The organism is Actinoplanes philippinensis (genome assembly GCF_900113015.1).
In the GTDB taxonomy this organism is placed as follows: domain Bacteria; phylum Actinomycetota; class Actinomycetes; order Mycobacteriales; family Micromonosporaceae; genus Actinoplanes; species Actinoplanes philippinensis.
The window spans coordinates 392507-412526 of record NZ_FONV01000003.1 but is presented as its reverse complement, the minus strand read 5'-3'; the positions used below and the strand labels follow the sequence as shown (position 1 = coordinate 412526).

Here is a 20020-nt window from a genome sequence, read left to right as displayed (position 1 = left end):
GTCAGCTCCCGGCCGCCCTCGGCTCAGGCGATCCGGCTTCGCTCAGAACGGGGCGAGGGAGAGGTCGACGGCCTCGTCGGGAGTGAGGCCCGCCCCTCGGGCCAGAGCTTCGGCGAACCGGTGCGGGCCGAGCACGGCGCGGGCGGCCGAGGCGGCGGTCCGGCCCGGTTCGGAGGCCTCCGGGCCGGCGCGCAGACCCAGGGCGGTGCCGGCTCCGAGCAGGCGGGCGGCCCGATCCGGGTCGCCCGCGGTGACGGCCAGCCCGGCGAGCCGGTCGAGCGCCTCCGCCATCACCTGGAAGCCGAGCATCCCGGCACGCACGGTGAACACTTCCCGGTAGCGCGCCTGAGCGGCGGCCCGATCCCCGGAGAGTTCCGCGATCCGGCCCAGCATCACCAGGATCGTCATCCGGGTCCCGTCGGCGCTGTACCAGCCGGCGGGGCAGGCGGCGAGGGCTTCGTGGCAGTACCGCAGCGCCTCGGCCAGGGCCTCCCGACCGGCATCGCCGCGCGCTGCCGTGCCCTGCTCCGCACCCGCGGGCGGAAGGAAGGCCGTGCCCTGCTCCGCCTCCGCGGGCGGAAGGAAGGCCGTGCCCTGCTCCGCCTCCGCGGGCGGCAAGGAGCCGGTGCCGGCGGCAGACGAGCGGGCCGCGTCGGCGGATGCGGAGGAGGGCGCCCGGGTGGGCGGGGACGAGCCGGCGCCGCGGGAGGAAGCGGCCGGGAGCGGAGCGGTGTGGGCGGACGACGTGGCGGGAGCCGGCGCGACCCGGGCCAACGCCAGCGAACCGAGACCGAGCAACGCCGCCGCCACCAGCTCCGGGGCGCCGGCGGAACGGGCCAGCTCGGCGACACGGGTGAAATCGGCGGCCGCGCCCGCGATGTCGCCGGTGTCCATCCGGGCCTGGGCGCGACCACGGAGCAGGTCGGCCACGTCGATGGTGGAGCCGAGTTCCCGGGCCAGTTCCAGGGCCTCTGCGGTCGGGGCGATGGCCGCCGCCGGGTCGCCACGCCACGCGGCCAGCTCGGCGAGGCCGGAGAGGGCGAGCATCGTGCCCCAGCGGTCGCCGAGAGCACGGAACCCGTCGAGCGACGACCGGAACTCCGGGCCGGCCAGCTCCGGGTCCGAACCGGAGAACATCACCATCCAGCCCGCGCCGATCCCGCCGAGCGCCTGGCTCCACGGGTCACCCGCGATCTGGGCGCGGAGCCGGCGGTTGAGTTCCATGATCCCGGCCGGATCACCGGCCGGCGGGCCGACCGCCATCGCCGACAGGTACAGCAGGAACGGGTGCGCGGGCGCCGCTGTCAGCGTCCGCATGTAGTCGGCCCAGCGCGCGGCGGGGCGGGCGGTCCGGTCACCGTTGCCGAGCGCGGCGGTGAACACGCCCAGCACGTACTCCTCGACGTGCCCGGCCGGTGGCTCCGGGCCGGCCCCGCGCAGGGTGAGATCGGCGAGCGTCGCGGCCTCGCTGCGCAGCCCCCGCAGCCACCAGTAGAAGGACAGCGCGGCGACCAGCCGCAACGCCGTCGGTGCCGCGCCTTGCGCGACACTGCGGCGAATCGCGGCGTGCAGATTGTCCCGGTCGTTGTCGAGGCGGTCCAGCCAGGCGATCTGATCAAACCCGCGGAGGTACGGGTCGGCCCGCGCCGCAAGCTCCAAAAAGTACTCCGCGTGAACCCGGTGCATACGCTCCTGCTCCCGGGACTCGGCGAGACGCTCCGCACAGAACGCCCGAATCGTCTCCAGCATCCGATAGCGGTCCCCGTCCCGTTCGATCAGCGACTTCGCGACCAGCCCGGCGAGCACGTCGACGACCGCATCCGGCCCGGCGCCGCACACCCGCTCGACGGCGTCGAGGCCGGCCCCGCCGGTGAACACGGTGAACCGGCGGGCCAGCACACGTTCCGGTTCGGTGAGCAGGTCCCAGCTCCAGGCGACGACCGCCTGCAAGGAGCGGTGCCGTCCGGCGGCGGTGCGGCTGCCCCCGGACAGCAGCCGGAACCGGTCGTCGAGCCGTGCGGCGATCTCGGTGACCGGCAGCGCGTGCAGGCGGGCCGCCGCGAGTTCGACGGCGAGCGGCAGCCCGTCGAGGGTCCGGCACAGCCGACGGATGGCGTCGGCGTTTCCCGCGGTGACCGTGAACCCAGGCATCACGTCCGAGGCCCGATCCAGAAAGAGCCGGACCGCCGGAAACCCCGCCAGCTCCGCCCCCGCCGAGGGGGCCGTGTTCGGCCCGGGTCCCGTCCCGGCCGTGTTGGGTCCGGGTCCCGGCCCGGCCGTGTTGGGTCCGGGTCCCGGCCCGGCCGTGTTGGGTCCGGGTCCCGGCCCGGCCGTGTTCGGCTCGGCTCCCGGAGCGGCCGGATTCGTGGCGGCTCCCGAGGCGGCCGGAGACGTGATGCCCGCCGAGGGGATTGGATCCGTGGCGGGTGCCCAAGGGGCCCGGTCGCCGGTGGCCGCGGAGGGAGGACCGGCCGGGGACTCGGGTGGGACCGGCAGACCGGCGACCGGGAGCAACGATTCGCCGGTGATGCCGAGCGGCTCCCGGCTCGTGGCGAGGATCCGCAGGCCGGGCGCTCCGGCCAGCAGGCGGGCCGCGAGAATGGCGGCCGCGTCGACGACGTGTTCGCAGTTGTCGAGAACGAGCAGGAGCTGACGGTCGCTGAGCGCGGCCACCAGCCGGTCGACCACGCCGGGCGCGGCGGTGGACTGCCGGGGCGGGTTGACCAGGACGTCGCGAAGGCCGAGCGCGGCCTGGACGGCGGACGGCACCCCGTCGGGTCCGGCGCCGGCCAGCTCCACGAACCAGACGTCGCCGTCGTGCCGGGCCGCTGCCTCCGCGGCGAGACGGGTCTTCCCCGCACCGCCGGGCCCGTGCAGGGTGACCAGCCTACGGCTACGCAGCATCTCCGCGACCCGGACCAGCTCCCGGTCCCGCCCGACGAAGCTGGTCAGCTGGGCGGGAACACCGTGCCGCACCGGGCCGCTCCGATAGCCGTCCCACCCGTCCCCGCTGCCAGAAATGTCCGCATGGGGAACGCCGTGACCGGAAACGCCCCGACCGGGCACGCCGTGACCGGGAAAGCCCTGACCGGTGGTGCGCCCCGGAGCGGCGTGACCGCGGAGCACGGCGGTGTGCAGGGCGGACAGTTCCGGGGAAGGGTCGGCGCCGAGTTCGTCGGCCAGGGTTCGGCGGGCGTCCTCGAACGTGGTGAGGGCCTCGGCCGGACGACCGGCCGCCACGAGGGCCCGCATCAGCAGGGCTCGGAAGCGTTCGCGGAGGGGGTGCGCGGCGATCAGATCACGGAGCTCGGTGATCGCCTCGGGTGGCAGCGGGGCGGGCCGGCCCAGTTCGGCGGCGTAGCGGTCCTCCAGCGCGGTCAGTCTCAGCTCGGTCAGGCGGGCGGCCTGGGCCTGGGCGAAGGGCGCGTCGCGTACATCGACGAGGGGTTCTCCCCGCCAGAGGCCCGCCGCCTGCCGCAGAACGGTGACCGCCCGCTCGTGGTCGCCGGAGGCCAGGGCTCGCCGCCCGTCGGCGGCGAGCGCCACGAACCGGTGGACGTCGACGTCGTCGCGATCCGTGGCCAGACGGTACCCGCCCGGTCCCAGCTCGACCGGCAGCGACTGCCGCAACCGGGACACCTGCGACTGGAGCGCGTTGGCGGCCCCGGCGGGCGGCGCGTCGCCGTAGAGGCCGTCGATGAGCCGGTCGGCAGGGATCGGCCGGCCGGCGTCGAGCAGCAGCATCGCGAGCAGCGCCCGCAGGCGGGGGCCGCCGAGCGGGATCGGGGTCCCGTCCGGCAGCTCCGCCCGGACGGGACCCAGGATGCCGAACCGCATGCCGACGATTCTGCCGCCTCGGCCTTCTCCGGCGAGAACCTGGGACGGCCAGGGCGGCCCGCAAGAGGAGCAGCCCGAGGAGGCGGCCCGGAGAAGGAACCGGACGCGTCCTCAGAGGAATCCCGGGCACGCCGCGGGGTCAGGCAGCGACCGGGACGGCGGGTGACGCGTCCGTGGCGCTGGCGACCCGGTTGCGGCCGGCGTTCTTCGCCGCGTACAGCGCCCGGTCCGCTGCCAGCACCAGCTCCTCCGTGGTCCCGGCGGCGGGCATGCCGGCGATGCCGACGGAGACGGTGACGGTGTGCAGGCGGGACTCGTCGACGGCGATGGGGGCGGCGCTGACACCGCGGCGGATGCGTTCGGCGACCTCACCGGCCTGTTCGGTGCTGGTGTCGGGGAGCAGGACCGCGAACTCCTCGCCACCGTACCGGGCGACCACGTCACCGGGCCGGACGAGTTCGCGCAGGCGGTGGGTCACCTCGACGAGGACGCGGTCGCCGCCGTTGTGGCCGTACGTGTCGTTGACGCTCTTGAAGTGGTCGATGTCGAGGAGCAGGACGCTGACCGGCACGCCGTTCTTGGCGGACCGTTCGCCCTGGTTGCCGAGGGCCTGTTCGAAGAAGCGGCGGCTGCGCAGGCCGGTGAGCCCGTCGGTGACGGCGGCGTGCCGCTGGGCCTGGACGAGTCCGGCCATCCGGAGCATGACCAGCAGGAACAGCAGGTTGCAGACGACCGCGGCGGCGACCACGTGCTCCTGGCCGCCGGCGTAGTGCTGAATGACGATCGAGGTGGGCGCGGTGACCGCGGCGATCGCCAGGACGGCGAGGCGGCCTGGGGTGGCGTCCGGGGTCGCGGTGTTCGACGTGCTGATCATCTTGATCACCGACGGGTGCAGGAGCCCGGCGGCGAAGGCGAAGCTGGCCCCCATCCACAACGCGTCGAGGAAGTTGCCGGCCTGGTAGGTCTCCGTCTGTGTCTGGTAGCCGTAGAAGGCGTCGGCGACCAGCACCAGCCCGAGGTAGGCGCCGGTGAACCGCAGCGCGGCGGTGCGCGGCCCGGCGCCGAGCATGAGCCGTGCGCCGACGACGACGAGCATCAGGTCACCGACCGGGTAGGCGACCGACACCAGAGAGGTGAACTTGTCGCCGAAGTCGACGAGCGGCACGATCAGGAACTGGAAGACCAGGTACCCCGCGCCGATGGCGACGATGGCCGCGTCGATCATGCTGGCGCTGTCCCAGCCGGGGGTCCGCCGCCGGATGATCAGCAGCAGGCCGATCGCCATCAGCGGGTAGGCGAGCAGGTAGAAGAGGTCGGGCATGCCGGGGTACGGCGGCTCGCCGTGCACCAGAGCGTCGAAGTAGAACAGGACGTCCCCGGTGACCCCGGCCGCGGCGGAGCCGGCGAGCAGCAGCATGATGCCCCGCATCGACGGGTGCCGCCGGGCGGTGGCGAGGGCGGCGAGGACCAGGGTGGCGTTGGCGCTGACGTAGAGCGCCACCTGAACGCCGGGCCAGAGTCCGGCATGGACGAGCAGGAAGTAGACGCCGATGAGCACGGTGCCGGCGGCGAGGCACAACTGCCAGGCCGCCACGCGACGGGAGTACATGAGCCCAGATTGCTCAGCCCCGGGTGCCCGCCGGCTGCCGTTCGGGTGCGATAGGGGTGCCGCTCTCGACGTTTCGCCGGCCGAAGACGAAGATCCGCTGGACCGCGAATCCGGCGAGGAACAGCGCCAGTTCGGTGACGACCTTGGCGACGGCCAGCGAGCCGGTCGCCGTGGTGAGCCATTCGAGCAGCAGCACGTTGGCGGTGAGCGACGCGACGGCGAGGGCGGCGTAGCGGGGCACGGCCCGCCGGTGCGGGATCCGGCCGCCGCCACCGAAGACGGCGGTGCGGTTGACCGTGTAGTTGAGGGTGGCGCTGATCAGCCGGGCGGTGACCGCGGACGTGACGAGCCGGCCGGTCAGGGAGACGAGGACGGCGAGCAGCGCGGCGTCGACGGCGAAGGCGAGCAGCGACGACCCGGCGAAGGCGAGCAGCGGCCCGTAGATCCGCGCCGAGTCGATGACCGGCCGGAAGTGTGACGAGCTGTTGCCGTCGAGGTAGACGGTGGCGATCTCGACCTCCTCGACGGGCAGCCGCTCGCGGGCGGCGCGCAGCAGCAGCTTCAGCTCGTACTCGAAACGGTCGCCGGGCACCCGGTCCAGCCAGCGCAGCATGCGGGCCGGATAGCCGCGCAGCCCGGTCTGCGTGTCGGTTACCGCGAGCCCGGTGATGATGCGGAACAGGACGCGGGTGGCGGCGTTGCCGAACCGGCTGCGGGCCGGCACCGGCCCGGTGAACCGGCGCACCCCGAGCACCATGGCGGCCGGTGAGGTGCTGAGCCGCGCGGCGACCGCCTCGATGTCCTCGACCCGGTGCTGCCCGTCGCTGTCGGCGCAGACCACGTCCTCGTCCGGATGGTGGGCGGCGATGTGCGCGAAGCCGGTCTTCAGGGCGAAACCCTTACCGCGGTTGGCCGGCAGGGTGATCACTTCGGCGCCGGCGAGGCGGGCCCTTTCGAAGACCGGGGCGTACGGTCGACCGGAGCCGTCGTCGACAAGGAGGATCCGATGGCGGCTCAGGCGTGACACGAGGTGGACGAGCCGGTCGTCGGGCTGGTATGCGGGGATCAGCACGATCATCTCCGTCACCCGGCCACGTAGAGGATGTCGCTGGTGCCGCGCTCCTGGCCCTTGCCGAGCGGGTTGTTGACGAGCTTGTCCTGGAAGATCATCGCCGAGCTCCCGCCACCGTCGAGGTTGTAGGCGACCTGCGCCCCGAGCCCGGTGAAGATCTCCGCGAACTCGGGCATCGTGACGCCCCGGCTGTAGCCCTTGCTGCGCCCGTCGACGACGACGAAGAGCAGGTGGTTCGTGTCGACGATGCCGATCCCGGTGCGGGGCTGCTCGCCCTGGATCGAGTGGTTGCCGAAGTTGGTGTCGACCTCGACCCGGTCGATCCCGGAGATCGCCTTGCCGTCCTGGACGAGCCCCGGCCCGAACGACAGCGTGTTCCACACCCCGTCCTCGATGAGCTGGTCGGCGCCGGTCGTCGTCTCGTCGTAGAGCCTCATCGACCCGTCGGCGTAGAGCGCCAGCCCCTGCCGGGCGCCGGAGTCACGGAACTTGACCCCGTTGCGGATCACGATGCCGGTGTCCCGGAACCCGTAGTAGTCGCCGTTGATCGCGAGGACCGCCCGCACCGAGGCGGCGATCGCCGACGGGTTCGCGACGATGTTCTCGCCGAACTGGTCGTTGGCGAACGCCGACCGGACGATCGTCGCGTCGGTGACCCGCACGTCGGCCACGTAGTAGGTGACCTTGTCGCTGCCCGTACCGGTCACCACGTTCTTGATCTCGATGGTGGCGGTGTCGCTGGAGTAACTGCTGGCGGTCGCTGTGCCGGTGCCGTCCGCCTCGGCCGCGACCACGTTCTGTGCGGCCAGCTGGGAGGCGCCGGACACCTCCACGTGGTCGAGGACGTAGCGGTCGAGGGCCCAGGCGCTACCGCCTCCGGCAGCCGCGAGCAGGCCCAGCCCGCCGGCGAGCAGACCGCGGCGGCTGATCCGGCGGGGCTTCTGGGGTACGGGGTTCGTCGTCACGCATCGCAGTCAACCGGCGGAGCTTGTGGACCTCCTGTGCCCGGCCCATGGGTGAATCGTGAGTTACAGCCGGTCCAGGTGCGCGCGAAGGATCTCCGGTGTACGGGCGGGGAGCTCCGCCTCGATGAACAGCCGGCCGATCGCCGCCGCATACCGATCGACCTCCTCCCGGCGCTCCAGGTAGAGGCCGCTGGTGAGGTGTTCGATGTAGACGACGTCCGGCAGTTTCGCGTGCGGGAAGCGCAGGATGCTGAACGCCTGCCCGGCCGCCGCGTGCCCGCCCTTCTCGAACGGCATGACCTGCAGCCGGACCCGCGGCGACTCGCAGATCTCCAGCAGATACTCGATCTGCTCGCGGAGCACGTCACGACCGCCGATCGGCCGGCGCAGCACCGCCTCGTCGAGGACCGCCCACAGCCGGGGCGCGTCCGGCCGCTGCAGCACCTGCTTACGGGCCATCCGCAGCTGGGCGCGCCGGGTGATCTCCTCCGGCCCGCCGTCCTCGTGACCGAGCCTGATCACCGCCCGCGCATACGCGTCGGTCTGCAGCAGGCCGGGCACGAACTGGATCTCGTAGGTGCGGATCAGCTCGGCCGCCTGCTCGAGGTCCAGATAGTTCTGGAACCAGGTGTCCAGGACGTCCCCATACGCCTGCCACCAGCTGGGCGCGTTGGCCTCGCGCATCATCGCCAGCACCCGCCGGTGCTCGGCCGGGTCCTCCACGCCGTAGAGTTTCAGCAGGTCGGTGACGTCACGTTCCTTGAAACTGACGCGACCCAGCTCCATCCGGCTGATCTTCGACTCGCTCGCCCGGATCGTGTAGCCGGCCTGGTCACGGGTGAGTCCCTTGGCCCGTCGCAGGGCACGCAGATGACCGCCGAGCTGTAGCCGGCGGACCGTCGCCCCGCTGTTGTGGCTGAAGCCGTTGTCGTCGTTGTCGGGCACTTCATCGGGCACGTGGACCTCTTCGAGAGTCCTCTGTGGATCCTGGGATGGCGATCCGCATCAGCATACTCACGGAAGCGCCCGTCCCGCGCTGGAGGTCAACTCGAAGAGCGACGGTCCGGTCACGACAGCGGCGCCCGGGACCGTCGCCGGTCCCGGGCGCCGCACCGGGGGGTGGAGGGGTGGTCAGCGGCCGCCGCGACGGCCCTGGCCGCCGCCGGCCGGGGCCTGCCCGGCGGTCACCGTGGCGACCCCGGTGGCCGAGCCGAGCGACCCGGAGGCGGCCAGCCCGCCGGTGCTCGTCCCGGTCGCGGTCCCGCCGGTGCTGATCGTGTACGTCTCACCGCTGGTGATCTTCGACGAGGAGAAGGTGATGTTCTGCACGGACTTGCCGGTCACGTAGGTGGCGACGACGGCGCCGCCGGCATCGGTGATCTGCACCGTGGTGCCGGCCGCGATCGCGCTGTCCAGCGTCGCCGAGATCCAGCCCTGCGCCGAGTCGGCGCCGGGGGTGACGACCATGCCGGCGCTGCCCGCGGCGAGCAGCGTGCCGCCGCTGACGGTGAAGGCGCCGTTGACGTCGAGCGCCCCGTTGCCGTTGCCCTCCGGTCCGTTCACCACCACCGTGCCGCCGGTGATCGACGCGACGCCGTTGGAGTCGAGCCCGTCGCCGTCGGAGTCGATGACCAGGCTGCCCCCGTTGATCGTCACCGAGAAGTCGCCGACCTCCTCACCGCCGCCGCCGGGCCCGCCGCCACCGCCCGGGAAGCCGCCGCCCTGCTGACCGCCCTGCTGGCCGCCCTGGTCGGCGGTCTCGGAGGTGCTCGTGCCGCCGGCGCCGTTGATGCCGTCGTCGCTGGAGGTCACCCGTACCGTGCCGTCGTTGAGGACGAACTCGGCCGCCTCCAGGCCCTCGACCGCGGCGGTCACCTCGAGCGACCCGCCGTCGATGATCTGCTGGCCCTCGGCGTGCACCCCGTCGTCGCCACTGGCCACGGTCACCGTCGCGCCGTTGAAGTGCACCGCGCCGTCGGTGTGCACCGCGTCGTCGGACGCGTCGACGGCGATCGTGCCGCCCTCGAGAACCGTGATCACCCCGGACTTGAGGCCCTTGGCGGAGGTGTCGCCGGTGGGCTTCGTCCCGTGCCCGCCCCCCGCCTCGACGGTGAGCGTGCCCTCGGTGACCACGATGTCGGTGGCCGCGTCGACGCCGTCGCCCCCGCTGGTCACCGTGATCGTGCCGCCGGACACCGACACGTACCCGGAGTCGGCGTCCTCGGTGTTGTCGGCCTTGACGCCGTCGCCGCCCGCGGTGATCGTGATCGTCCCGCCGGTGACCGCCACGTAGTCCTTGCCGCGCAGCCCGTCGTCCTTCGCCGTCACGGTGATCGTGCCGGACTCCACGAGCACACCGTCCTTGCCGGCGATCCCGTCGTTGCCGTTGCCGGTGACGGTCAGCTTCCCGTCGCCGGTGATCGTCAGGTCGCCGGCGCTGAACAGGGCGGCGTTGACGTCCGCGTCCTCGGCGTAGGAGGAGGCGTCGGACAGCGTGCTGGTGGTGCCGTCGGCGAGCCGGACGACGAGCTGCCCGGCCTCGGTGGCGGCGATCGCCGCGGTGGTGGTGCTGCTGATCTCGGCGCCGTCGAGGATCAGGGTGACCGTGGCGTCCGGCGCGTTCACCACGATCTGCCCGTCGAGCTGCCCGCTGATCCGGTAGGTGCCGGCCGCGGTGACGGTGACCGTGTTCCCGTCGACGGTGACGCCGTCGCCGGACACGGTGGCCGAACTGCCGGTCAGCGCGATCTCGACCGCGCCGGAGGACGTGTCGGCGGCGCTGTGCGCCTTCTTGTCCGCGGCCAGGACGGCGGCCGCGTCCTGGGTGCCGTCGACGGTCGCGGCGTCGACGGTGCTGGTGGCGGCGACCTCGGTGGTCGCGGTGGCCGTGTCGCCCGAGGAGCATCCGGCCAGCACGGCGGTGGCCAGGACCAGGGAGCTGACGGCGGCGACGACCTTCTTGCGGAGTCTCATCAGATTCCCTTCGCGGTGGTGGTGAAGTGGCGGCGCAGGACGGGGCGCCAGCGGTTGGCGGGGAGTTCGGGGCGGAGGGCGGCGAGCCCGGTCGCGTACTTGGAGATGGCGGCGGGCCGGTGGCCGAGCGACCAGAGCAGCCGGTCGACGTCGGAGGCGGCCCGGCCGGACTTCGTCTCGACGATCACCGACCGCGGCATGTGGACGGTCGAGCCGTCCGGCAGCTGCCAGGCCAGGCCGGTGTCGATGGTGACCCGGCTGCCGGTGGACGGCACGTAGAGCGTGTTGCGGCGGTAGTGGGTGGCCATCACCGGGCGCAGCCGGCGCACGTCGGGGTGGAGCCCGGCCCCGGCGAGGACGGCGGCCGCGTACGCCCGCCCCTCAGCGCCCAGGTCGGCGCCGTCTCCGGTGTACGGGATGCGCTCCTTCACGGTGACCCCGCGGCAGCCGCGCGTCTTCACCTCGACGAAATTCAGCCCACTGTCCAGATAGGTGCGCACCCGGACCTTGAAGCGCCGGCGCCGCTGGTGCGCTGCGGCCAGGAAGCTGTCCAGGGCGGCGGTGTCGAAGTAGACCGACCGGTAGCCGAAGGTACGCTGGTGGTCGATCTGCAGGGCGCGCACCTCGTACGGCATCCGGTCCAGGAATTCGGGCAGGGCCTGGGCGGGCAGCACGTACTTGCGGTCCAGGCGGGTCAGCAGGGCGGCCTCGCCGACCAGCTCGTCCAGGCCGATCGGGGCGAACCGGTGGAAGAGCGGAACCTCGGTGGTGACGCTCATCGGGCGTTCACCCGCTCCCTCTGCGGGCCCAGCTGACCGGCGGCGCGGCCGTGGCCGGGACCGGCGATCCAGCGGACCTCGACCAGGGTGCTGTCGTTGACCATGTCGATCTGCTTGACGGCGACGGCGGTCACCTGGCCGCCGAGCACCTGTTCGAGGTGCGCCCGCAGCGCCGTCTCGTCGGTGAGGGCGACGTCGAGCCGGATCAGCTGGTTGCGGTGCCGGCGGAACAGGGCCGGGTGGTCGCCGACGACGAGCGCGGCCACGACGAGCGCCATCAGGCTCAGGTGCAGGACGTCCATGACGTTGCCGAGGCCGGCGATCAGGCCCAGGGCGAGAGCGGCGAAGTAGTACGCGATCTCGTGCTGACTGATCTCGTCGGAGCGGAGCCGGATGATCGACAGGACGCCGAAGAGGCCGAGTCCGAGGCCCGCCCCGACGGTCGAGGAGCCGAGGACGGTGGCGACGGCGAGGACGCCGATGTTCACTCCGAGGAAGGCGGCGACCAGATCCCGCCGCCGGTGGCGGGGGAAGTAGACACCGAACGTCAGGACGATGATCGCGACGAGATCCGCGGCGACGGCGAGCAACGTGGTCACTAGAGGCTTCCTTCAGGTGGCGTTCATCAGGTGTTTCCATTTCGCCGGACCTTGCTGTCCGCATCCTGTGGGGCCTCTGTGCCGTGCTCGTGAGTTCGCCGTCACACGCCGGGGCCTCTTAGTCAACCCTTAGAAACACCCGGCGGGCGTCTTAGAAGATCCGGTCAGGGTTGGCGCTCATGACCGCAACCACTGCTCCCGCCGCTGTCCGGCGACGGCTCCCCGGCACGCCCGCGTGGTGGTCCGGCGCCGGCGCGACCGCCGCCGCGCTGAGCCTGCTGATCGTCACCGTGCTCTGGGCGGGCAACGGCGGCGTGTCCGAGGTGACCGGTGGCGACGCGATCACCGCGATCGGCCGGCTGACCGGTCTGTACGCCTCCGACCTGCTGCTGCTCCAGGTGCTGCTGATGGCCCGGATCCCGCTGGCCGAGCGGGCGTTCGGCCAGGACCGGCTGGCCCGCTGGCACCGGTGGACCGGGTTCACCTCGTTCTGGCTGATGGTGCTGCACATCGTCACGATCACCGTCGGGTACGCCGCCGGCGCGAACCCGTTCACCACGCTGTGGGACCTGGTGCTGACCTATCCGGGCATGCTGCTCGCCGCGGCCGGCACCCTCGCGCTGGTGATGGTCGTGGTCACGTCGATGCGGGCGGCCCGGCGCCGGCTGCGCTACGAGTCGTGGCACCTGCTGCACCTGTACGCGTACCTGGGCGTGGGCCTGGCCCTGCCGCACCAGATCTGGACCGGTGGCGACTTCACCGGCACGGCCTGGGCGCGGGCCTACTGGTGGACGCTGTACCTGGCCGCGGCGGGCGCCGTTCTCGCGTACCGCATCGCCCTGCCCCTGATCCGTAACCGCAGGCACCGCCTGACGGTCAGCCGCGTGGTCGCCGAGGGGCCGGGCCTGACCTCGGTGTACCTGACCGGGGAGCGGCTCGCCGACCTGCCGGTCCGGGCCGGCCAGTTCTTCCACTGGCGGTTCCTCGACGGGCCCGGCTGGACCCGCGCGAATCCGTTCTCGCTGTCGGCGACACCGCACGGCGACGCGTTGCGGATCACCGTGAAGGCCGCCGGCGACGGCAGTTCCCGGGTGGCGAGCCTGAAACCCGGGACCCGGGTGCTGTTCGAGGGGCCCTACGGCAAACTGACCGGCGAGTCCTGGGCGGGGGAGCCGATCGTGCTGATGGCCTGCGGCATCGGCATCACCCCGCTGCTGTCGCTGCTCGGCGAACTGCCCTGCCGCGACGGCGAGGCCACCCTGGTGTACCGCGCCCGCACCGACGCCGACCTGGCCTTCCGCGACGAACTGGAGTGGTTCGCCGACCGGCGCGGCGTACGCGTCGTGCCGCTGACCGGGCCGCGTGCCCGCGGCGCGTCCTGGCTGCCCGGCAGCCTGGCCGGCGCCGGTGACGCCGAGGCGCTGCGGCAGGTGGCGCCGCGGATCGCGGCCGCCCGCGTCTACATCTGCGGCCCGGAGGAGTGGGCCGCCGCCGCGAAGGCCGCCGCGCTCGCCGCCGGCGCCCGGCCCGACCGTGTCCACACCGAACTCTTCGCCTGGTGAGGGGAGATCCGATGCGACGTATCAGCCTGTGGACGCTCTCCACGGTGGCCGCGCTGGTGCTGCTGTTCAGCTACCGCACCAGCACCGGGACCGCCATCACCGACACCGCGGCCGTGGCGCCCGCCACCGCTGCCGGCGAGGGGCAGGCCTTCACCGGGAACACCGCGCAGACCCAGGAGGGCGACGTCCAGGTGGTGATCACCGTCGCCGACGGGAAGATCACCTCGGTCGCCGTGCCGGTCCACCCGACCGGCAGCCGGAAACACGACGAGATCAGCGCGCGGGCCCTCCCGGAGCTGGTCCGGGCCACCCTGGCGGCACAGAGCGCGGACATCGACTCGGTCTCCGGCGCCACCTACACCAGCGGCGGCTACAAGGAGTCCCTGCAGTCGGCGATCGATTCCGCCGGGCTTTAATGAACCCCATGCGGATCCTGGTGGTGGAGGACGACGCGGCCGTGCGCGACTCGCTGGCCCGGACGCTGCGGTTCCAGGGCTACCAGGTGGACACCGCGGGCGACGGCCTGGCCGCGCTGGACGTGGTGCGGGCCGGCGAGCCGGACGCGATGGTCCTCGACGTGAGCATGCCGCGGATGGACGGGCTGGAGACGTGCCGGCAGCTGCGGGCCGGTGGTGTGGTGGTGCCGGTGCTGATGCTCACCGCCCGGGACAGCGTCGGCGACCGGGTCGCCGGTCTCGACGCGGGCGCCGACGACTACCTGGTCAAACCGTTCGCCCTGCAGGAGCTGCTGGCCCGGATCCGGGCGCTGCTGCGCCGCTCCGCCCTCTCCGCGGCGCCCGCCGAGGAGACCGCCGAGGAGCTTCTGACCTTCGCGGATGTACGGATGAACCCGGCGACCCGTGAGGTGTGGCGCGGGGAGCGTGCCCTGAAGCTGACGCGTACCGAGTTCGGCATCCTGGAGGCGTTCCTGCGCCACCCGCGGCAGGTGCTGACCCGGACCGCGCTGTTCGAGCAGGTCTGGGGCTACGACTTCGGCGAGGGGTCGAACAGTCTGCACGTCTATCTGGGCTATCTTCGGCGCAAGCTGGAGGCCGAGGGCGAGGCGCGTCTGCTGCACACCGTCCGCGGTGTCGGGTTCGTGCTGCGGGAGGAGCCCTGGTGAGAGCGTGGTTGCGGTCCCGTCCCCTGCACGACCGGCTGTCGCTGCTGGTCACCGGCGCGGTGGCGACCGCCGTGCTGCTCGTGTCGGCGGGCGCGTGGGTGAGCGTGCGGGCCGTCCAGCAGAACAAGATCTCCGCGGAGCTGCTCGCCGACGCCCGTACCATCGCCGAGAATCCCTGGCAGTGGCTGGAGGCGCAGGGCGCCCGGCCGGACCCGGGCGACAAGGAGATCGGCCCCTGCTGGCAGGTCCTCGACCGGTCCGGGGTGGTGGTCGGCGGGAGCGCGGTCCGGCTGCCGGTCACCGCGACCGCGGTCGCCATCGCCACCGCCGGCCTGCCGGAGACCCGGGAGCAGGTCACCATCGGGCCGGGGGAGTATCTGATGCTCACCGTCCCGATCGAGGGCGGCGGAGCGGTCCAGGTCGGCCTCGACCCGAGCCCGGACGAGCGGGTGCTGACGGTGTTCGCGGTGCTGCTGGCGGTCGGCTGCGCGGCCGGGATCGCCGGGGCGGCGGTGCTCGGGCGGACCGTGGCCCGCGCCGGCCTGGCCCCGGTCGACCGTCTCACCGACGCGGTCGAGGACGTGGCCGTGTCGATGGACCTGACCCGGCCGATCGAGGTGTCCGGCAACGACGAGATCGCCCGGCTGGGCCGCTCGGTGAACGCGATGCTCACCGCCATCCACGCCGCCCGGCAGGCGCAGCGTGCCCTGGTCGAGGATGCCGGTCACGAGCTGCGGACCCCGCTGACCAGCATCCGGACCAATGTGGAGCTGCTGATCGCGGTGGAGCGTCAGCCCGATCTGGCGTACCGTCTGCCGCCCGAGGAGCGGGTCAAGCTCCTCGACGATCTGGACGCGCAGGTGCGGGAGCTGGCCACGCTCACCACCGAGCTGGTCGAGCTGTCCCGCGAGGAGGGCAGCCGGGAGACGATCGAGCAGGTGGAGTATGCGGAGGTGGTGACGGCGGCGATCAACCGGGTGCGGATCCGGGCTCCCGGGCTGACCTTCGACACCGACCTGACGCCGGTGACCGTGCTGGGCCGTCCCGGCGAGCTGGAGCGGATGGTGGTGAACGTGCTGGACAACGCGGCCAAGTGGAGCCCGCCCGGCGGCACCGTCACCACCCGCCTGTCCGCCGGGGTGCTGACCGTCGCCGACAACGGCCCGGGGATCGCCGACGAGGATCTGCCGCACGTCTTCGACCGCTTCTACCGGGCGACGGCCGCCCGCTCGATGCCCGGCTCCGGCCTGGGCCTGGCGATCGTCGCGCAGACCGCCACCCAGCACGGCGGCGGTGTCACCGCGGGGCCCAACCACCCGTGCGGGACGGTCGTGACGGTCCGTCTGCCGGGTGCTCAGGCGCCGAGGTAGCCGGTCGCCGGCGGGTGCTCGCCTCGCCGAGGGTGTCGGGTTCGGCCGGCATCGGAACCTTCCGCCCTGAGGCAACTCTCAGGATTGTCAACAATTGCTCGCACGTGCTGGTGAGCCTATGGTTTGCACAGTTCGGCTGCGAGGTCGAGCAGCTACATTATTGTCGACAAAGCGCGGGAGGTGTCATGGCGCAGGGAATCCCGGTGCAGGTGCTGCGTGGCGGCCGGTCCAGGGGCGCGTATTTCTTGGCCGGTGACCTGCCCGCCGACCCGGCCGAACGGGACCGGCTGCTGTCCCGGCTGGCCGACTGGCCGGGCCCTCCGGCCGCCCGGATCGCCGTGGTCGGCCCGTGCGCCGACGGCACGGCCGACGTCGACTACCGGTTCCTGCTCGTGACGGGCGAGACGGTGACCGAGCCACGGCCGTGCGGCGACCTGCTGGCCGGCGTCGGCCCGTTCGCTGTCGAGCGCGGCCTGGTCCCGGTCACCGGCGACACCACAGCGGTACGGGTCCGCATGCCCGCCACCGGCGCCCGCGCGAGCGTGCACGTCACCACCCCGGGCGGCCGGCCCGCCTACACCGGGGACACCGCGGTCAGCGGTGTGCCGGGCACCGCGGCCCGGGTGCTGATCGAGTTCGGCGACGCCGCGACGCTGCCCACCGGACGGGTCGCCGACGACCTCGACGGCGTGCCGGTGACCGTGGTCGGCGACGGCGTCCCGATCGTGCTCGCCGAGGCGGCCGCGTTCGGCGTCACCGGGCACGAGACCCCGGCCCGGCTGGAGTACGACGAGCGCCTGCGCCACCGGGTCGACCGCCTGCGCCGGCTGGCCACCGACCTGACCGGCGCCGTGCCGGGGATGTGCCTGCTGGCCCCGCCGGCCGGCGGCGGCAGCCTGGCCACCCGGACGTTCCGGCCGCACCGGGTGCACGCCGCGATCGGTTTCCGCGCCGCGATCGGTGTCGGCGCGGCCGCGACCCTGCCGGGCAGTGTGGCCGCCCGGCTGCTGCGGCCCGCCGACCGGGCCGTGGTGCCGCCGGACGTGCTGCGCCTGGAGCACCCCACCGGCTTCCTCGACGTGGTGCCCGGCCCGGCCGCGGTCAGCACCGCCCGCCTGGTCCTCGACGGCCGGGTCTTCGCCCGCTGAGACGGTGCCGCCCGGTCGGGTGGCGACGCGGTTGCCTACGGTGGTGGGACACTGCGCCATCGGCTCCGGGACAGGCCGGGATGGCCGGACCAGAGAGGCAACACCTGTGGCGGACGAGATCATCGGGATCATCGGAGCCGGCATCGTCGGCCTGGCCATCGGGCGGGAGATCAGCCTGCGCCGGCCGGGCACCCGGGTCGTGGTCGTCGAGAAGGAATCCGAGGTCGGGCAGCACCAGACCGGCCACAACTCCGGGGTCGTGCACGCCGGCATCTACTACCCGCCGGGGAGCCTGAAAGCTGAGCTCTGCACCCGCGGGCGGCTGCTGCTGCGCGAGTACTGCGCGGAACGCGACATCGCGTACGACGAGTGCGGGAAACTCGTCGTCGCGGTCCGGGAGGACGAGCTGGGACGCCTGGACGACCTGGAGAAGAGGGCGCGCGAGAACGGCGTGCCCGGCCTGCGAAGGGTCGATCCGAGCGGGATCCGCGAGATCGAACCACATGCCGCCGGCCTCGCCGCGCTCCACTCGCCGGAGACGGCGATCACCGACTTCCCGGGCGTCGCGAAAGCGTTCGCCGAGGACATCCGCTCCTCCGGCGGGGAGGTCCGACTCGGTTTCCCGGTGACCGGCATCAGGAAGAACGTCGGGTCGATCCGGATCGAGTCGGGCGAGCGGAGCGTCACCGTCGACCAGGTGATCGTCTGCGCCGGCATCCACTCGGACACGGTGGCCGGGCTGGCCGGTGACGCCGCCGAGCCGCGGATCATCCCGTTCCGCGGCGAGTACATGCGGGTCAGCGATGAGAAGGCCGGCCTGGTCCGCGGCATGATCTACCCCGTTCCGGACCCGCGCTACCCGTTCCTGGGCGTGCACTTCACCCGCCGGGTCACCGGGATCGTCGAGGTCGGCCCGAACGCGGTGCTCGCCACCGCCCGCGAGGGCTACACCCGTACCCGGGTCTCGATCCCCGACCTGGCCGGCATCGCGGCCTGGCCCGGCACCTGGCACATGGCCCGCAAGCACTGGCGGACCGGGATCAAGGAGGTCCGCGGCTCGCTGTCGAAGACCCGCTACATGGCCGAGGCGATGCGCTACGTCCCGGAGATCGGCGCGGCCGACGTGGTCCGGGCCGGCGCCGGGGTGCGCGCCCAGGCGCTGGACCGCGACGGCAGCCTCGTCGACGACTTCCGGATCCACCGCCTGGGCCCGGTCACCGCCGTCCGCAACGCGCCCTCACCCGCGGCGACCTCGTCGCTGGCGATCGCCGAGCACGTGGTGGCCGAGGTCTTCGGCTGACGCCCGGTCGTGCGGGCTGCCTGCGGCGTGCCGCGGACCGCCCGCACGACCGGACGGGTCGTGGGCCGGAGGTCAGCGGTAGGAGAAACGGCCGACCAGGTGGTGCAGGTCGTCGGCGAGCGACGCCAGCTCGGTGGCGGCCTGCTGCCCGGCGGCGACGGCCGACCGCGACTGCTCGGCGGCGGCGGAGACGTGGCCGATGTCGGCGGCGATGGTGGCGGCGCCGCCGGCGGCCGTGGCCACGGTGCGGCTCATCGCCGCGGTGGTGGCGGTCTGCTCCTCGACCGCCGACGCGATGGTGGTCTGGAACTCGTTGATCTTCTCGATCACCTCGCCGATCCGGGTGATCGCGGCGACCGCGTTCTCGGTGTCGGCCTGGATCGCCTGCACCCGCTGGGAGATGTCCTCGGTCGCCTTCGCGGTCTCCTGGGCCAGGTCCTTGACCTCGCTCGCCACCACCGCGAAGCCCTTGCCCGACTCGCCGGCCCGGGCCGCCTCGATGGTCGCGTTCAGTGCCAGCAGGTTGGTCTGCTCGGCGATCGCGGTGATCGTCTTCACCACCGCGCCGATCTCCTGGGAGCTGGCGCCCAGCTTGCTGACCGTCGCGGTGGTCTCGGCCACCACGGACACCGCCTGCGCCGTCACGCTCGCGCTGGCCACCGCGCTCTGCGAGATCTCCTGGATGGCGTGCGCCATCTCGTCGGCGCCGGTCGCCACGGTCTGCAGGTTGACCGAGACCTCGCCGGCCGAGCTGTTCGCCGACCCGGCGCGCGCCGACACGGCCTGCGAGCTGCCGACCGTCTGGTCGTTGACCCGGGACAGCTCCCGCGAGTTCTGCGCCAGCAGCTGCGCACTCTCGGCCAGCGCCGACACCGTCTCGCGGACCGAGCCGGTGGCCTTGTTCACCGAGCGGGCCATCGCGCCGATCTCGTCGCGGCCGTCGGCGGGCACGGTCCGGGTGAGGTCGCCGGTGGCCACCGCCTCCATGGCGTCGGCTACCGGCTGCAGCCGGCGGGTGATGGTGCCGCCGACCATCAGCGCGAAGCCGATGCCGAGCGTCAGTGCGACGCCGAGCGTGATCAGCACCTCATGCCGGGCGGTCGCGTAGGCGTCGTCGGCGGCCGCCGACGCGGCCGCGGCGCTGCGGCTCTCCTCGTCGACCAGGGTGTCCATGCTCTTGGCCATGCCCAGGATGACGGCGTTGAAGTCGATGCCGGGGTCCCTGCCGGCGCGGGCCGCCTCGAGGGCGGTGTTGAAGTCGTCCCAGCCGGCGGTGAAGTCCTTGAGGGCCCGGGTGGCGGCGGCGCTCTTGGGCTGCTTCACGTAGGCGGCGAGGTTCTGGGTGAGCTGCTCGATGGCGGCGGCCTGTCCCTGGGCGGCGGCGGCCCGCTCGGCCGGCGGGGTGTCGGCCGCGACCAGGGCGGTGGAGTAGTGGTTGATCGCCGACTGGGCGCCCTGGATCTCGCCGAGGATCGTCAGGCTGAGCACGTTGACGTTGCGCAGGGTGTCCATGCGGTCGTTCATGCCGGCCATCCGCCACACGGCCAGGCCGCAGGCGATCGTCATGACCACGGCGATCACCAGGACCGACGTGAGGATCTTGGTACGGACCCGCCGGTTGCTGAACCAGCGGGCGAGAGGCGACGGCATCGGTGCAGCTCCAGGAACGATGAGGGGTGTCGA

15 protein-coding genes are annotated in these 20020 nt (G+C 73.0%); 6 read left to right on the top strand and 9 right to left on the bottom strand.

The window, feature by feature from the left end:
- Positions 1–42: 42 nt before the first annotated feature.
- The 8 genes from BM290_RS49070 to BM290_RS08715 form a co-directional block, all read right to left on the bottom strand.
- The gene (locus tag BM290_RS49070; RefSeq protein ID WP_218163285.1) at positions 43–3837 is read right to left on the bottom strand and encodes an AfsR/SARP family transcriptional regulator; all 3795 of its coding nucleotides are present in this window, start codon (positions 3835–3837) and stop codon (positions 43–45) included.
- A gap of 139 nt (positions 3838–3976) precedes the next feature.
- Positions 3977–5446: a GGDEF domain-containing protein gene (locus tag BM290_RS08745; protein ID WP_093611858.1), complete on the bottom strand. Its 1470-nt coding sequence runs from the start codon at positions 5444–5446 to the stop codon at positions 3977–3979.
- Positions 5447–5459: 13 nt separating this feature from the next.
- A complete protein-coding gene (locus tag BM290_RS08740) occupies positions 5460–6524 on the bottom strand; it encodes a bifunctional glycosyltransferase family 2/GtrA family protein (RefSeq protein ID WP_093612441.1) in 1065 nt (354 codons plus the stop codon).
- A 5-nt stretch (positions 6525–6529) separates the two neighbouring features.
- The gene (locus tag BM290_RS08735) at positions 6530–7483 is read right to left on the bottom strand and encodes a phosphodiester glycosidase family protein (RefSeq protein WP_093611856.1); all 954 of its coding nucleotides are present in this window, start codon (positions 7481–7483) and stop codon (positions 6530–6532) included.
- A 63-nt stretch (positions 7484–7546) separates the two neighbouring features.
- Positions 7547–8440 carry a helix-turn-helix domain-containing protein gene (locus BM290_RS08730; protein WP_239143230.1) on the bottom strand — a complete coding sequence of 298 codons (894 nt, stop codon included), beginning with the start codon at positions 8438–8440 and terminating at the stop codon, positions 7547–7549.
- 174 nt (positions 8441–8614) lie between these two features.
- Complete coding sequence (locus BM290_RS08725) at positions 8615–10456, bottom strand: carbohydrate-binding domain-containing protein (RefSeq protein WP_093611852.1); 1842 nt, start codon at positions 10454–10456, stop codon at positions 8615–8617.
- Complete coding sequence (locus tag BM290_RS08720) at positions 10456–11235, bottom strand: polyphosphate polymerase domain-containing protein (protein ID WP_093611850.1); 780 nt, start codon at positions 11233–11235, stop codon at positions 10456–10458. Before BM290_RS08720 ends, BM290_RS08725 begins: the two co-directional genes overlap by 1 nt.
- Entirely contained in the window at positions 11232–11834 is a 603-nt protein-coding gene (locus tag BM290_RS08715) for a DUF4956 domain-containing protein (RefSeq protein ID WP_093611848.1), read from the bottom strand. The genes BM290_RS08720 and BM290_RS08715 overlap by 4 nt, the downstream gene beginning before the upstream one ends.
- Positions 11835–12013: 179 nt before the next feature.
- On the opposite strand from BM290_RS08715, the gene BM290_RS08710 reads away from it, so the two are divergent.
- The 6 genes from BM290_RS08710 (at position 12014) to lhgO (ending at position 18337) form a co-directional block, all read left to right on the top strand.
- On the top strand, positions 12014–13396 hold the full coding sequence (locus BM290_RS08710; RefSeq protein ID WP_093611846.1) for a ferredoxin reductase family protein: 1383 nt from the start codon (positions 12014–12016) through the stop codon (positions 13394–13396).
- Positions 13397–13407: 11 nt separating this feature from the next.
- On the top strand, positions 13408–13812 hold the full coding sequence (locus tag BM290_RS08705) for an FMN-binding protein (RefSeq protein WP_093611845.1): 405 nt from the start codon (positions 13408–13410) through the stop codon (positions 13810–13812).
- A gap of 8 nt (positions 13813–13820) precedes the next feature.
- Positions 13821–14519, top strand: a complete 699-nt coding sequence (locus BM290_RS08700) for a response regulator transcription factor (protein WP_093612439.1) — start codon at positions 13821–13823, stop codon at positions 14517–14519.
- Positions 14516–15889: a HAMP domain-containing sensor histidine kinase gene (locus tag BM290_RS08695; RefSeq protein ID WP_093611843.1), complete on the top strand. Its 1374-nt coding sequence runs from the start codon at positions 14516–14518 to the stop codon at positions 15887–15889. The genes BM290_RS08700 and BM290_RS08695 overlap by 4 nt, the downstream gene beginning before the upstream one ends.
- Positions 15890–16074: 185 nt before the next feature.
- The gene (locus BM290_RS08690; RefSeq protein ID WP_093611841.1) at positions 16075–17037 is read left to right on the top strand and encodes a PrpF domain-containing protein; all 963 of its coding nucleotides are present in this window, start codon (positions 16075–16077) and stop codon (positions 17035–17037) included.
- A gap of 106 nt (positions 17038–17143) precedes the next feature.
- Positions 17144–18337 (top strand): L-2-hydroxyglutarate oxidase, encoded by a 1194-nt coding sequence (gene lhgO, locus BM290_RS08685; RefSeq protein WP_093611839.1) that lies wholly within the window; start codon positions 17144–17146, stop codon positions 18335–18337.
- A 72-nt stretch (positions 18338–18409) separates the two neighbouring features.
- Here the strand turns inward: lhgO and BM290_RS08680 are convergent, their stop codons facing one another.
- Positions 18410–19987 (bottom strand): methyl-accepting chemotaxis protein, encoded by a 1578-nt coding sequence (locus BM290_RS08680; RefSeq protein WP_093611837.1) that lies wholly within the window; start codon positions 19985–19987, stop codon positions 18410–18412.
- Positions 19988–20020: the final 33 nt, after the last annotated feature.

Excerpts from the sequence above, each read along its gene's own strand:
- BM290_RS08690 (WP_093611841.1), top strand. The coding sequence starts at position 16,075 with ATGGCGCAGGGAATCCCGGTGCAGGTGCTGCGTGGCGGCCGGTCCAGG.
- BM290_RS08710 (WP_093611846.1), top strand. The coding sequence starts at position 12,014 with ATGACCGCAACCACTGCTCCCGCCGCTGTCCGGCGACGGCTCCCCGGC.
- BM290_RS49070 (WP_218163285.1), bottom strand. The coding sequence starts at position 3,837 with ATGCGGTTCGGCATCCTGGGTCCCGTCCGGGCGGAGCTGCCGGACGGG.
- BM290_RS08680 (WP_093611837.1), bottom strand. The coding sequence starts at position 19,987 with ATGCCGTCGCCTCTCGCCCGCTGGTTCAGCAACCGGCGGGTCCGTACC.
- BM290_RS08745 (WP_093611858.1), bottom strand. The coding sequence starts at position 5,446 with ATGTACTCCCGTCGCGTGGCGGCCTGGCAGTTGTGCCTCGCCGCCGGC.
- BM290_RS08720 (WP_093611850.1), bottom strand. The coding sequence starts at position 11,235 with ATGAGCGTCACCACCGAGGTTCCGCTCTTCCACCGGTTCGCCCCGATC.
- BM290_RS08705 (WP_093611845.1), top strand. The coding sequence starts at position 13,408 with ATGCGACGTATCAGCCTGTGGACGCTCTCCACGGTGGCCGCGCTGGTG.
- BM290_RS08700 (WP_093612439.1), top strand. The coding sequence starts at position 13,821 with ATGCGGATCCTGGTGGTGGAGGACGACGCGGCCGTGCGCGACTCGCTG.
- BM290_RS08740 (WP_093612441.1), bottom strand. The coding sequence starts at position 6,524 with ATGATCGTGCTGATCCCCGCATACCAGCCCGACGACCGGCTCGTCCAC.
- BM290_RS08725 (WP_093611852.1), bottom strand. The coding sequence starts at position 10,456 with ATGAGACTCCGCAAGAAGGTCGTCGCCGCCGTCAGCTCCCTGGTCCTG.